We start from the raw sequence: 12,566 nt of genomic DNA, 5'->3' as shown, positions 1-12,566 counted from the left end.
ACTAAATCCAGCAGCAATCTAATCAGTTCCATCACTTTCCTTCTCCTCTGCAGGAGCGCGCCTTCCGGCATCCGGGACTTTGACTCCACCCGCCGAACGCCTGAGCACATCTGTGAGGAGTGCTGAGCGACGCTCATTGTGAAAGCCACAGGCCAGCACCACCTGGTACCTGCCGGGATTTGACAATCCGCGCCCCTGGGAGTCATCAGAAAACAATGAAGCGACGCCCGACACTCAACACCTGTACAACCATACAGTAGTTGAGCCAAACTTGAAATCTTTCTCTGCACATTTTATGATTCGTTTTGTGAGGAGTGCTGAGCACCCCGTTCACCACCCGGTTACCAGCCGACGTGTGAACAGAAAAAAAGGATTTGGCGTTGCCGCCAAATCCTTTTTTATTGCCTGCGATTTATCAGGAACGATCCGCGGGCAGTGTCACCCAGTAACCTGGCTGATAAGGCAGCGGCAGGAACTTTTCATGGAACTCGCGGAAAGTGGCGTCCGGATCGAGATCGGCAAACAATTCCGGGTGCAGCCATTTTGCCAGCGCCTGAATGGCGACAAACTGATATGGGCTGTCGTAAAACTGATGCCAGATCGCATGAGCATTGCCGTTATGCGCCACCGGCAGGGTTTTAAACGCATCACGCATCATCAGGGTACGCAGGCGCGCTTCGGCCTGCTGGGTATCGGCACCCGGTCCCACGCCGACCCATTTGCCGACGGTGTTGTAGTTTTTCCAGTTAGCGCCGGTGACCACCACCACATCCGGCTGGCTGGCAATAATCTGCTCCGGATTCAGGGTGCCAAAGGTGCCAGGAATCAGATCCTTCGCGATATTCCTTCCCCCCGCCAGCTCGACCATCTGGCCGAAGTTCTCGTTACCGAATGACATGCAGCATTCATCGGTATAACCACCAGCACGATCAATCATCACTTTTGGCTGCTTGCCGTTAAAATTTTTCAGGCGATCTGTCACCTTAGCAATGGCAGCGCGACGAAATGCAATAATCTGCTCTGCGCGCTGCGGATTGTTGACCAGCTCACCCATAATGCGGATGCTTTGCTCGGCATGTTCCATCGGTTTCTCGCGGAAATCGATAAACACCACCGGAATCCCCACCGCCTGCAATTTCTCGATCAATTTACCTTCGTCAGTCGCCGCTTTCGATTCGAGATTCATCAGCACCAAATCGGGTTTCAGCGTCAGCGCCTGCTCAACATTAAAAGTGCCATCTTTAGCTCCACCAAAGGTCGGCAACTGCTTAATCTGCGGATAACGTTTTTCATACGCCATGTAGCCGTCGTAATCCGCTTTGTGGAAATCATCACGCCAGCCAACCACACGCTGGAACGGTGCCTGGGTGTCGAAGGCTGCCAGCAGGTACATCTGCCGCCCTTCACCCAGAATGATACGTTTTGACTCCTGTGCCACCTCGACCTGCCGCCCGGCCACATCGGTAATGACTTTGGCGGATGCACCACAGGCAACCGTCAGCAACCCCAGCGCTAACATCCATTTCTTCATGTGATCTAACCCTACAAATGATAATGATTATTATTAATGCATTTCGCGGCGTCACTATTACCTGGCGGCAACAAAATGAAAAGCCCTTGGCGACACATTTTTTTACATTCCGCCCGCTGTGTCGCCGCTCACAAAACGCCCTCCTTTCGTGAAAACGCTCACAGCCCGCCATGCAATTGCCCAATTTATCGCCGGAATAATCCGCGCTTTGGCTAATGCGTTAACAAAAGGTGAAGACTAAATTACGAAATGAAACACCGTTTTAATTTATTGATAACGCCCGCTCCCGGGCATGGACATGTGTTTATCGGAGGAGTTGCCGTGAAGATCAGCGCCATTGATGTCACCCTGTTTACCTACCCTACACGCCGCGTATCCGACAGCGCCGGGCATTCACATCCCGGTGCAGAAAGCGACGCCCAGCTGGCGTTGCTGACCCTGACCAGCGAAGACGGCCATTGTGGCTACGCTTTTGCGCCCGCCGAGGTGATCCGCCCGCATGTGGTGAATGCTTTCTTTCGTAAGGTTTTGCTCGGACAAAACGCCTTTGATCGTGAGCGGCTGTGGCAGGATTTGGTGCACTGGCAACGCGGCAGCGCCCATCAACTGACGGAACGTGCGCTGTCGGCGGTGGAGCAGGCGTTGTGGGATCTGATCGGGCGTAAACTGCAACAACCGGTACACAAGCTGCTGGGTGGTTATCGCGAAAAAATTCCCGCCTATGGCAGCACCATGTGCGGCGATGAGCTGGAGGGGGGATTATCGACCCCGGATGATTACGCCCGTTTTGCCGAACAGCTGGTGACGCGTGGTTATCGTGCCATCAAGCTGCATACCTGGATGCCACCGGTGTCGTTTGCCCCCAGCCCGGCGATGGATATCAAAGCCTGCGCCGCCGTGCGTGAAGCGGTGGGACCGGATATCGCCCTGATGCTGGATGGCTACCACTGGTACAGCCGCAGCGACGCCCTCACCATCGGCAAGGCGCTGGAAAAACTCAACTTCACCTGGTTTGAGGAGCCGATGGAAGAAGAAAGTATGGCGTCCTATGCCTGGCTGGCGAATAACCTGAGCATTGATGTGCTCGGCCCGGAGAGCCTCGGTGGTAAACACCACAGTCGCGCCGACTGGGTACAGGCTGGTGCCTGTGACATTTTACGTGCCGGTGCCAACGGCGTCGGTGGGATTTCCGCCACACTCAAAGTCGCCAGTCTGGCCGAAGCCTTCGGTATGGATTGCGAAGTGCACGGCAATGGTGCCGCCAGCCTCGCCGTGGTGGGTGCCATCCGTAACTGTCGCTGGTATGAGCGCGGCCTGCTGCATCCTTTCCTCGATTATGAACAGCCCCCGGCCTATCTCCACAGCCTGACAGACCCGATGGACAGCGACGGATTTGTCCATCTGCCGACCCGTCCCGGACTGGGGGAAGACATCAACTTTAGCTGGATTGAGACCCATACCCTGAATCGCTGGTGATAACCCGACACAAGCAGTACGGCAAACAACAATAAACCTCTGACCTGCTGGACTTTGCTTATGAACCTCTTTACCCGTTGCACAACGTGCTGCGTCGCGTTGCTGCTGCTGACGGCCAGCCTCGGTGGGCAGGCTGCCACGCCCGACGATCAGCTGATCGTCGGGATGAATATGAACAACCTGCTGACCCTCGATCCCGCCGCCATGACCGGCAATGAAGTGGTGGGTATTGTGGTTAACCTGTATGACGGCCTGGTCGAGCTGGACCCGCATCAGTTGACCAACGTCCGTCCGGCGCTGGCGCAACGCTGGGAAATCAGCCCGGATAATATGCAACTCACCTTCCACCTGCGTGACAACGTCACCTTTCATTCCGGTAACCCGCTCTCCAGTGCCGACGTGGTGTGGTCGATGCGTCGCGTGCTGCACCTGAATCTGGCGCAAGCCTCAGTGTGGAAATCCTACGGTTTTAACAAAGACAATGTGGACCAGCTGATTAGCGCCCCGGATGCAGGTACCGTGCAGATTCGCCTGCCCACAGCCAACGATCCGCGACTGGTGCTTTATTCGCTGGCGGCACTGGGCAGCATGGTGGTGCTCGACAGCAAAACCGTGCAGGCCCATGCCAGCAACGGTGACTGGGGCAATCGCTGGCTGACCACTCACGAGGCCGGTTCCGGCCCGTTCCGTCTTGATGTCTGGCAGGCGAAAGACGTGCTGCGTATGAATCGCGCGGATAACTACTGGCGCGGTGCGCCGAAGCTTGCTCGCGTGGTGTTCCGTCATTTACAGGAGTCGCAAACCCTGCGGCTGATGATGGAAAAAGGTGATATCGATATTGCCAGCAATATGGAGATCCCCGATGTCAAAGCGCTGCGTCACGACCCGGACCTCACCATCGATGCCGTGCCAAAAGGCACCCTTTATTATCTGGCGATGAGTATGAAGGATGACCACTTCGCCAACGCCAAAGTGCGTGAGGCGGTGCGTTACCTGGTGGATTATCAGGGGATCAATCACACCCTGATGGCCGGCTATGGCGAACTGCATCAACGCCCGATTCAGGCCGGTATGCCCGCCACTCTGCCGGACCCCGGCTACAAACTGGATATCCCACGCGCCAAAGCCTTACTGGCGGAAGCCGGTTATCCCCACGGCTTTGATACCACGCTGCGCGTATTGGCTGACCAGCCGTTTCTCAATATCGCCATCGCCATTCAATCCACCCTGATGCAGGGCGGCATCCGCGCCAAAATCATTACCGGCACCGGTAACCAGATCTACGGGGCGATGCGCGAACGGCAGTTCAACCTGCTGGTCGGGCGAGGTGGCAGCGGCGTGGAACCCCATCCCCACTCCAGCCTGCGTTCGCTGGTGTACAACCCGAATAACGCCGACAGCGCCCGACTGACCAACTTTCAGGGCTGGCGCACCAGTTTCTACGATGCGCAGCTGAATCAGATGATCGATCAGGCGCTACTGGAGCGCGACAGCGCACGTCAGCAGCAGGATTACTTCGCAATCCAGCGCCGTTATGACCAATTGATCCCGGCCCTGATGCCGATTTCCCAGATGGTTGATTCAGTGGTGGTCAACAACCGGGTGCAGGATTATGTGCCGCATCCCTCGGCGACCACCTTCTTACGTGACGTATGGAAAACGCCGGACAGCCTGGCGGGAGGTGCGCAATGAAACTGACGCGAAGCCACTGGCGCAAACTGCGCAGCCGTGGATGGCAGGTGCTGATCACCCTCACGGGGCTGCTGTTGCTGACTTTTTTTATTGGCCGGGTGATGCCAGTCGATCCCGTGCTCGCGATTGTCGGCCCGGACGCCGATCACGCCACTTATCAGCAGGTTTATCACCAGCTCGGTTTTGATAAACCGCTGTGGGTACAGTTTGGTATCTACCTTAACGGTCTGCTGCACGGCAATCTCGGCCAGGCGCTGCTGACCGGGCAACCGGTGATCAACGATATCCTGCGTGTCTTCCCGGCCACGGTGGAACTGGCCACGCTGGCAATTGTGATTGGCGCCGGACTGGGTGTGCCACTCGGCGTCTGGGCAGCGGCACGCCGCAACGGCCTGGTGGATTATATGGTGCGCATCATCAGCCTTGCCGGTTATTCCACACCGATCTTCTGGGTTGGCATGGTCGGCCTGTTGCTGTTTTATGCGCATCTCGGCTGGGTCGGGGGAGCCGGACGAGTGGATTTCAGTCTCGATGGCGTGGTGCCGTGCCGTACCGGTTTGCTGCTGGTGGATGCTTTGCTGGCCGGTAACGGCTCGGTCTTTGCCAACGCGCTAAACCACCTGATTTTGCCCGCCTCGCTGCTCGGCTTCCACTCTCTGGCTTACATCAGCCGCATGACGCGCAGCTTTATGCTGGCGCAGCTGTCACAGGAGTTCATTCTGACCGCGCGTGTCAAAGGGTTGACCGAGTGGCAGGTTATCTGGCAACACGCCTTTCGCAACATTCTGGTCCAGCTGCTGACGGTGGTGGCGCTGGCTTACGGTTCACTGCTGGAAGGCGCGGTGCTGATTGAAACGGTATTTTCCTGGCCGGGATTTGGTTCCTATCTCACCGGCAGCCTGATGCTGGGCGATATGAATGCGGTAATGGGCTGCGTGCTGGTGGTCGGCCTGATTTTTGTCCTGCTCAACCTGGTTTCTGACCTGCTTTATCAGGTATTCGACCCGAGGACCAAAGTATGACGATTTCGCTGGAGACACCTTATGCCAGCGCCACGCGCGAGCGCCTGGAACGCTGCCGCCGTCTGGCAGCCCGTACCGGCCAGTTTGTCTGGCGTATGGCCTGTAATCCGCTGACCGCCATCGGCGGCGCGATCATCCTGCTGCTGTTGGTGACGGCGCTGTTTGCACCGTGGATTGCACCTTATCATCCGCTGATTCAGGACCTGAATAACGCCCTGAGTCCGCCCGGCGCCCAACACTGGTTTGGCACCGACGAATTTGGTCGTGATATTTTCAGCCGCCTGGTGTGGGGCGCGCGCATCACCCTGTATATCGTGTTGCTGGTATCGGTCACCGTGGGGCCGATTGGCCTGCTGCTCGGCGTTACTGCCGGGTATTTCGGCGGTAAGGTCGATAGCGTGCTGATGCGCGTCACCGATATTTTTATCTCCTTCCCCAGCCTGGTGCTGGCACTGGCGTTTGTTGCAGCACTCGGTCCCGGGCTGGAGCATGTGGTCATCGCCATCACCCTGACCGCCTGGCCGCCGATTGCGCGTCTGGCCCGGGCCGAGGCGCTGTCGCTGCGTCAGGCGGATTTTATCTCGGCCGTACGTTTGCAGGGCGCTTCCCCTGTGCGTGTAATCTGGAAGCATATTGTCCCGCTGTGTCTGCCATCGGTGATTATCCGCATCACCATGAATATGGCGGGCATCATCCTGACCGCTGCCGGGTTGGGTTTCCTCGGTCTGGGGGCGCAGCCACCGGATCCCGAATGGGGAGCGATGATCGCCAGCGGCCGCAGCTACATGCTGGAGTGCTGGTGGGTGGTGACGGTGCCAGGTCTGGCGATTCTGGTGAATAGTCTGGCGTTTAACTTCTTAGGAGATGGCCTGCGTGACATCCTCGATCCCCGTAGCGAATAACCCCCGCCCCTTGCTTGATGTGCAGGATTTGCAGGTCAGCTTCGTCAATGGACGCCACAGCACCCCGGCGGTACGCGGCGTCTCTTTTCAGCTCGGCCAGGAAAAACTGGCGATTGTTGGCGAATCGGGATCCGGCAAATCCACCGTGGGGCGCGCCCTGCTGCAACTGCACCCGCGTAGCGCGCAGGTCACCGCCCGGTGTATGCAGTTTGCCGGGATCGACCTGTTAAGTGCCACCCAGGCTGAGATGCGCGCCATTCGTGGCAAACGTATTTCGATGATCATGCAGGACCCGAAATATTCGCTCAATCCGGTGGTGCGTATCGGCGAACAGATTGCTGAGGCGTGGCGCAGCCACCACCCCGGACAGCGCGATGAAGCGCGACAACGGGCGCTGGCGATGCTCGATGTGGTGCGCATCCGCGATCCCGAACGGGTTTATCAGCTCTATCCACACGAAATCTCCGGTGGCCAGGGGCAACGCATAATGATCGCCATGATGCTGATCACCGATCCCGAGCTGGTGATTGCCGATGAACCGACTTCGGCGCTGGATGTGTCGGTGCGGCTGCAGGTACTGACATTGCTGGATGAGCAGGTGAAACAACGTGGGCTGGGGCTGATTTTTATCAGCCACGACATCAACCTGGTGCGCCACTTTTGTGACCGGGTGCTGGTAATGTACGCCGGTCGCGTGGTCGAGTCATTAGCCGCTGCGGAGCTGGGCCAGGCTCAGCATCCCTATACCCAGGGCCTGCTGGCTACGTTACCCGATATGGACCAGCGTCGCCCGCGTCTGCCAGCACTGCAACGCCAGGACAGCTGGCTGCAACCTTAAGGAGAGAGACATGAAACAGATGATCGGGGTACGTAATCTCAACCTTAGTTTTGGCGAAGATGAGCAGCGTCATCAGGTGCTGTTCGACGTCAACCTGGCGGTACGTGCCGGGGAGATTTTTGGCCTGGTGGGCGAATCCGGCTCCGGGAAAACCACGGTGCTGAAATGCCTCGCCGGGTTGTTCACCCACTGGCAGGGCGAGTTGATGATTGATGACCAGCCACTGGCCCATCGCATCGCACGGAATCTGTGCCGCAAGGTACAAATGGTGTTCCAGGATCCTTACGGTTCACTGCATCCCCGCCATACCATCGGCGATATTCTGGAGGAACCGTTGCAGATTCACGGCATCGGTCAGCGTCAGCAGCGCGTGATTGCCATGCTGGAAAAAGTGGGGCTGAACCGTGCCTGGCAGACGCGTTATCCTCACCAGCTGTCTGGCGGACAGCGCCAGCGCGTGGCGATCGCCCGCGCCCTGATCCTGGAGCCTCGCGTGTTGTTACTGGATGAACCCACCTCCGCGCTGGATGTGTCAGTACAGGCTGAAATTCTGAATTTATTGAGTGATCTGCAACAACAGCAAAACCTGACCTACCTGATGGTGACACATGATTTGGGGGTGGTGGCACATCTGTGCCATCGCGTGGCAGTGATGCAGCACGGCAGGGTTCTGGAAACGCTGGAAGTGGATGCGCTGGTGGCGGGTAAAGCGGCGGTGCCCTATACCCGGATGCTGGTGGAGGCAAGTCGGCATCCGCAGGTGCGGTCCGTAATGGCGTGATGTCATACGCGATAAATCGCGCCGCTACGGTTCTTCACAGGTTGTAGCGGCACGATTTATCACGCGTCGTTTATGGAAAAACCCGAATCAGGCCACAACCTCACGCACAAAACGCACGATCTCGTCGTTTTGTCCATGTTCGAACAGGCAGTGCTGGAGACGCGGACCGCTCAGGGCAGTTTTCACCAGTTCCGGGTCAATGGCGCGCAGTGTATCGAGATAATTTTCCTTGTTCACTGCCGCTTTTACCTGGTTCAGCACCCCGGCGTTGCGCACCTGCGGCTCGCGGCGCTCTGGCGGGTAGCCCAGCCCTTTCGCACCGGTAAAGGCTTTTTCGAAGATGAAATGCAGGTTGAGTTCCGCACCCCAGCCAAAGCCTTTGGCGAACGGCAGCGACAACGCATTACCGTTGTTGATTTGCGCAAACAGCCAGGCGTCGGCCGGATCAATACAGTAGCCGCACACCACGCCAGGATGGATATTCAGCGACATCAGTGCGCCCTGCCCGGTCCCGCAACCGGCGATAACAAAATCCACCGCGCCGCTGTTCAGCAGTGCGCTGGCCATGATACCGAGATGAATATAGGTAAGATGATGGTCCTGCTCGTCGCTCATACCAACGTTAAATACCTGATGGCCCAGCGGCTGTGCCACTGACTCCAGTTCTTTCAGTACGATAGCGTTTTTCGCTGCCTGGCTGTTTTCCATCATTAACGCAATTTTCATGATCCATCCTTCATATTAAATTGAAACACCGTTTCATTTTAATCAAAGGACGCTAAAATGCAGCAGTGAAAACCCTTTTTAGTTGTGAGATCGCTCACACAACAGCGAGACAATACGCGAGGAGCAACCATGTTTATCTACCGCGATGCCACACAGGTTGAGGATTTGGGTAACGGTGTCACCCGCCGGGTGCTGGCGCACGGCGGCCGCATGATGGCAGTTGAGGTGAGTTTTGCAAAAGAAGCCGTCGGCCCACTGCATCAGCATCCGCACGAGCAACTGACCTATGTACTTTCTGGTCGCTTTGCTTTCACCATCAATGGCGTCACTAAAGAGGTCAGTGCCGGAGATACATTGTATAAAGCACCGGATGTGGTACACGGCTGCGTCTGTCTGGAGGCAGGCACGCTGCTGGATACCTTTACCCCGCAGCGTGAGGATTTTCTCAGTTAATGGAATCGTATGATTATGCGATAATCGCGCGGGTTTTATGGACTACACAATATCATCCACCACGCCGCCATCGACACGCAGCGCGGCACCGGAGGTGGCTGATGCCTGGGTAGAACAGACATACACCACCATATTCGCCACCTCTTCGACGGTGGCGGCACGCTGAATCACCGAACTCGGTCGCTGGCTCATCACAAACTCTTTTGCCAGCGTCTCCAGCGATTTGCCGGTGCGTTTCACCTCTGCTTCCATCATGGTGGCAAAGCCGTCGGAGAGGGTCGGGCCAGGTAATACGCTGTTCACCGTCACCCCGGAACCCGCTACTACTTTCGCCAGCCCGCGTGCCAGCGACAGCTGTGCGGTTTTGCTCACGCCGTAATGCACCATGTCGGCCGGAATATTGCGTGCCGATTCTGACGAGATAAATACCACGCGACCCCAGCCTTTTTTCACCATATCCGGCAGCAATGCCCGCGACAGTCGCACACCAGACATCACGTTGGTCTGCCAGTACGCTTCCCAGGTGTCGTCGTCGGTGGCAAAAAAATCTTTTGGTCCGTAAATCCCGGCGTTATTCACCAGAATATCGATGGCGGGTAATCCTTTCAGCAAGGTATCGACACCCTGCGCACTGCCCAAATCGGCGATAAAAGTATGGACTTTGGCCCCCACCACGACAGCATTGAGTTTTTCCCGCGCCCGGCTGACGGATTCCTCACTGCGTCCATTCAGCACCACTTCTGCCCCGCTCTCTGCCAGGCCCTGAGCGATGGCAAAACCAATGCCGCCGGTGGATGCGGTGATTAACGCTGTCTTGCCGTGTAGATCGATTTTCATAACCTTCTCCATGTTTGACGATATATCGGGTGAACTGAGATCAGCATCACAAAAGCCTGGTGGATGCTGGCGTATCTGCATTGACGAAACATGCTTTGTAACCAAAGAGTGACGTCCGTCAGACCAAAATACAGCCACACTCAATTCTTTAACTCCCGTGAGATCACATCATGAAAACCCTTGCCTTTGCCGCACCGGGTGCAATGGGCGCGGCAGTTGCGGCAGTGCTGACCCGGCACGGTGCCCGCGTCATCAGCCCGTTAAGCCAGCGTTCTGCCGATTCCCAACAACGCGCGCGTGCCGCACAGATCAACGATGCCAGTGAAGCCGCGCTCTGCGAGGCGGATATTATTTTTTCCATCCTGCCGCCGGAATCGGCTCTCAGTTGGGCGCAGCAGATGGCACCACATTTAGCCGCCGCCACCCATAAGCCGTTGTATGTCGATTGCAATGCCATCAGCCCGGAAACGCTGCTCCAGGTGGCAGCGGTGATTGAGGCCACCGGCACACCTTTTGTCGATGGCGCGATCATTGGTCTGCCACCGGGAGAGAACAATCCCGCCGGGCCACGCTTCTGGTTTTCCGGTCCGCATGCCAGCCAGTTAGCAGCACTGAGTGATTTGGGCCTGCGGGTGCGGATCATGACTGCGGAAAACGGTGCCGCATCGGCGCTGAAGATGTCTTACGCCGGGATCAATAAAGGCATCACCCTGCTCACGTCGGCGATGCTGATAAATGCCAGCCGGGTTGGCGCGGCCGATGCGTTACGTGAAGAGATGGCAGAAAGCCAGGCAGCCATGCTGAAAAGGATGGAAAAAGCCGCCCCGGATATGCTGCCAAAAGCCTGGCGCTGGGCGGCGGAAATGGATGAGATTGCCACGCTCAACCAGGGTGAGCTGGCAACCGATCGCCTCTATCAGGCACTGGGGGATATTTGTCGCCAGCTGGCGGCGGACCGCAAAGGCGATCAGCAACTCAGCGCCTTGCTGGCAAGCTTTTTTCACCCGGATACCGATAGCGAACGCGCAGGCTGACGCTGCAACTGACGCTGTAACCACGCCTGTGCAGCGGCCTCGTCCGGTGCGCAGGCATCCAGCTGCAACACCGGACCCAGCGCCATCGGCTGCGCGCGTTCAGCCAGTTGCCGCAGCTCGGGTAAGTATTCTGCCCCCGGATGCCCCGGCATTCGCTGTGCCAGGCGCGCCTGATAGCGCGCCACCACCTCATCCGGTGAGATTGCCATCCATAGCTCCAGCACCCGCGTCACCCCTGCACTTTGCAACCCCTCCTCCAGTACCGCTTTCGGCTGAAAACCAAACCACGCATCAATCAGGTAAACACAGCTGGCCGGTGCCTGGGCGACGATCTTCCAGATCGCCTGATAGGCCGCACAGCCAAGTTGACGATTACGCAGGCGATCCACCGGCGCAAAGCTGGCCATAAACGGTTCCTTCAGACTATCCAGCGTCAGCACCGGTAAGCCAAAGCGCTGCGCCACACTGCGCGCCAGGGTGCTTTTGCCGGAAGCCGGGATGCCGTTGACCAGCACCACACATTTCTCTTCAGTGAGCGTCGTCATAGGATATCGATGACCTCCGCGGCACTGGCGGCCTTGCGCAGCCTCACCAGCGTTTCTTCGTCCTCAAGCAGGGTAACAATGGCGCGAATCCCCTCTTCGATATGCGCGTTGCTATCGCGCGCACCGAACATGATGACAATATCCGCCTTGTCACTCCCGGCAAAGGATATCGGTTCCTCCAGCACCATCAGGCTGAAACAATCCTTCAGCACGCCAGTTTCCGGTCGCGCGTGGGGGATAGCAATCCCCTCTTCAAACACATAGTACGCACCGTGCGTCAGGGTGTTGGCGATCACCGCCTCCGGGTAGGAGGCTTTGACATACCCCCCGCTGACCAGTGGCTGTGCAGCCAGCGTAATCACCTCACGCCAGTCGCGGGCGTCAATGCCCACCTGAATAGCATTCGCCTCCTGCAACAGTTGTTTGATGCTCATGCCTCCTCCTTAAATCGATTTGCGAATGGTATTGCGCAGCTCATCGATTTTGACGAACAGCGGATCAATCTCCTGACGAAAACGGCGGCTTTTGGCAAATAAACTTAATGCCCGATTATATTCCAGCATTAATTGTTTTTGCGTTTCACCCGCGCGCGGATTATTTGCCAGTTCCTGCTCCAGCGTGGTTATTTTCTCGCTGATGCTTTCAGCCTGACGATCTATTTCCTGTTCGTCCGCCCCTTTATTCTCAGAGGCCTTTTTCCTGAATCCAAACATAGCGTCTCCTGCCCCG

14 protein-coding genes are annotated in these 12,566 nt (G+C 57.3%); 8 read left to right on the top strand and 6 right to left on the bottom strand.

All coding sequences use genetic code 11. The features are described from left to right. Positions 1 to 415: 415 nt before the first annotated feature. On the bottom strand, positions 416 to 1,531 hold the full coding sequence (locus PW844_RS14260) for an ABC transporter substrate-binding protein (RefSeq protein WP_299452784.1): 1,116 nt from the start codon (positions 1,529 to 1,531) through the stop codon (positions 416 to 418). Between the two features lie 321 nt (positions 1,532 to 1,852). Here PW844_RS14260 and PW844_RS14255 point away from each other — a divergent pair, with 321 nt between their 5' ends. Genes PW844_RS14255 through PW844_RS14230 form a run of 6 tightly spaced genes read left to right on the top strand, consistent with a single transcriptional unit; the run spans position 1,853 to position 8,242 of the window. Next, positions 1,853 to 3,007: a mandelate racemase family protein gene (locus tag PW844_RS14255; RefSeq protein WP_299452781.1), complete on the top strand. Its 1,155-nt coding sequence runs from the start codon at positions 1,853 to 1,855 to the stop codon at positions 3,005 to 3,007. A gap of 60 nt (positions 3,008 to 3,067) precedes the next feature. Then, complete coding sequence (locus PW844_RS14250) at positions 3,068 to 4,699, top strand: ABC transporter substrate-binding protein (protein ID WP_299452778.1); 1,632 nt, start codon at positions 3,068 to 3,070, stop codon at positions 4,697 to 4,699. Continuing rightward, on the top strand, positions 4,696 to 5,721 hold the full coding sequence (locus PW844_RS14245) for an ABC transporter permease (RefSeq protein WP_299452775.1): 1,026 nt from the start codon (positions 4,696 to 4,698) through the stop codon (positions 5,719 to 5,721). The genes PW844_RS14250 and PW844_RS14245 overlap by 4 nt, the downstream gene beginning before the upstream one ends. Then, positions 5,718 to 6,623 carry an ABC transporter permease gene (locus PW844_RS14240; RefSeq protein ID WP_299452773.1) on the top strand — a complete coding sequence of 302 codons (906 nt, stop codon included), beginning with the start codon at positions 5,718 to 5,720 and terminating at the stop codon, positions 6,621 to 6,623. The genes PW844_RS14245 and PW844_RS14240 overlap by 4 nt, the downstream gene beginning before the upstream one ends. Next, positions 6,595 to 7,461: an ABC transporter ATP-binding protein gene (locus tag PW844_RS14235; protein ID WP_299452770.1), complete on the top strand. Its 867-nt coding sequence runs from the start codon at positions 6,595 to 6,597 to the stop codon at positions 7,459 to 7,461. The genes PW844_RS14240 and PW844_RS14235 overlap by 29 nt, the downstream gene beginning before the upstream one ends. Before the next feature lie 19 nt (positions 7,462 to 7,480). Next, positions 7,481 to 8,242 (top strand): ABC transporter ATP-binding protein, encoded by a 762-nt coding sequence (locus PW844_RS14230; RefSeq protein WP_299453192.1) that lies wholly within the window; start codon positions 7,481 to 7,483, stop codon positions 8,240 to 8,242. A gap of 87 nt (positions 8,243 to 8,329) precedes the next feature. On the opposite strand, the gene PW844_RS14225 is transcribed toward PW844_RS14230, so the two are convergent. Next, positions 8,330 to 8,968, bottom strand: a complete 639-nt coding sequence (locus tag PW844_RS14225; RefSeq protein WP_299452767.1) for an RpiB/LacA/LacB family sugar-phosphate isomerase — start codon at positions 8,966 to 8,968, stop codon at positions 8,330 to 8,332. Positions 8,969 to 9,097: 129 nt separating this feature from the next. Between PW844_RS14225 and PW844_RS14220 the strand changes: the two genes are divergently transcribed. After that, positions 9,098 to 9,421: a cupin domain-containing protein gene (locus PW844_RS14220; RefSeq protein WP_299452764.1), complete on the top strand. Its 324-nt coding sequence runs from the start codon at positions 9,098 to 9,100 to the stop codon at positions 9,419 to 9,421. Between the two features lie 42 nt (positions 9,422 to 9,463). On the opposite strand, the gene PW844_RS14215 is transcribed toward PW844_RS14220, so the two are convergent. Beyond that, positions 9,464 to 10,258, bottom strand: coding sequence for an SDR family NAD(P)-dependent oxidoreductase (locus tag PW844_RS14215; protein WP_299452761.1), 795 nt, complete (start codon positions 10,256 to 10,258; stop codon positions 9,464 to 9,466). A 170-nt stretch (positions 10,259 to 10,428) separates the two neighbouring features. Here PW844_RS14215 and PW844_RS14210 point away from each other — a divergent pair, with 170 nt between their 5' ends. Further along, positions 10,429 to 11,292: an NAD(P)-dependent oxidoreductase gene (locus PW844_RS14210; protein WP_299452758.1), complete on the top strand. Its 864-nt coding sequence runs from the start codon at positions 10,429 to 10,431 to the stop codon at positions 11,290 to 11,292. On the opposite strand, the gene PW844_RS14205 is transcribed toward PW844_RS14210, so the two are convergent. Genes PW844_RS14205 through PW844_RS14195 form a run of 3 tightly spaced genes read right to left on the bottom strand, consistent with a single transcriptional unit; the run spans position 11,259 to position 12,550 of the window. Further along, positions 11,259 to 11,837 carry an AAA family ATPase gene (locus tag PW844_RS14205; protein WP_299452756.1) on the bottom strand — a complete coding sequence of 193 codons (579 nt, stop codon included), beginning with the start codon at positions 11,835 to 11,837 and terminating at the stop codon, positions 11,259 to 11,261. The two genes, PW844_RS14210 and PW844_RS14205, sit on opposite strands and share 34 nt — an antisense overlap. After that, positions 11,834 to 12,271 carry a PTS sugar transporter subunit IIA gene (locus PW844_RS14200; RefSeq protein WP_299452753.1) on the bottom strand — a complete coding sequence of 146 codons (438 nt, stop codon included), beginning with the start codon at positions 12,269 to 12,271 and terminating at the stop codon, positions 11,834 to 11,836. Before PW844_RS14200 ends, PW844_RS14205 begins: the two co-directional genes overlap by 4 nt. 9 nt (positions 12,272 to 12,280) lie before the next feature. Further along, positions 12,281 to 12,550 carry a hypothetical protein gene (locus tag PW844_RS14195; RefSeq protein WP_299452751.1) on the bottom strand — a complete coding sequence of 90 codons (270 nt, stop codon included), beginning with the start codon at positions 12,548 to 12,550 and terminating at the stop codon, positions 12,281 to 12,283. Positions 12,551 to 12,566 lie beyond the last annotated feature (16 nt).

The sequence above is a fragment of the Pantoea sp. genome, assembly GCF_028283705.1.
In the GTDB taxonomy this organism is placed as follows: Bacteria; Pseudomonadota; Gammaproteobacteria; order Enterobacterales; family Enterobacteriaceae; genus Pantoea.
The sequence above is the reverse complement of the archived record's forward strand: the minus strand, read 5'-3'. Positions and strand labels throughout refer to the sequence as shown.

Excerpts from the sequence above, each read along its gene's own strand:
- PW844_RS14260 (WP_299452784.1), bottom strand. The coding sequence starts at position 1,531 with ATGAAGAAATGGATGTTAGCGCTGGGGTTGCTGACGGTTGCCTGTGGT.
- PW844_RS14250 (WP_299452778.1), top strand. The coding sequence starts at position 3,068 with ATGAACCTCTTTACCCGTTGCACAACGTGCTGCGTCGCGTTGCTGCTG.
- PW844_RS14245 (WP_299452775.1), top strand. The coding sequence starts at position 4,696 with ATGAAACTGACGCGAAGCCACTGGCGCAAACTGCGCAGCCGTGGATGG.
- PW844_RS14240 (WP_299452773.1), top strand. The coding sequence starts at position 5,718 with ATGACGATTTCGCTGGAGACACCTTATGCCAGCGCCACGCGCGAGCGC.
- PW844_RS14230 (WP_299453192.1), top strand. The coding sequence starts at position 7,481 with ATGATCGGGGTACGTAATCTCAACCTTAGTTTTGGCGAAGATGAGCAG.
- PW844_RS14225 (WP_299452767.1), bottom strand. The coding sequence starts at position 8,968 with ATGAAAATTGCGTTAATGATGGAAAACAGCCAGGCAGCGAAAAACGCT.
- PW844_RS14220 (WP_299452764.1), top strand. The coding sequence starts at position 9,098 with ATGTTTATCTACCGCGATGCCACACAGGTTGAGGATTTGGGTAACGGT.
- PW844_RS14215 (WP_299452761.1), bottom strand. The coding sequence starts at position 10,258 with ATGAAAATCGATCTACACGGCAAGACAGCGTTAATCACCGCATCCACC.
- PW844_RS14210 (WP_299452758.1), top strand. The coding sequence starts at position 10,429 with ATGAAAACCCTTGCCTTTGCCGCACCGGGTGCAATGGGCGCGGCAGTT.
- PW844_RS14205 (WP_299452756.1), bottom strand. The coding sequence starts at position 11,837 with ATGACGACGCTCACTGAAGAGAAATGTGTGGTGCTGGTCAACGGCATC.
- PW844_RS14200 (WP_299452753.1), bottom strand. The coding sequence starts at position 12,271 with ATGAGCATCAAACAACTGTTGCAGGAGGCGAATGCTATTCAGGTGGGC.
- PW844_RS14195 (WP_299452751.1), bottom strand. The coding sequence starts at position 12,550 with ATGTTTGGATTCAGGAAAAAGGCCTCTGAGAATAAAGGGGCGGACGAA.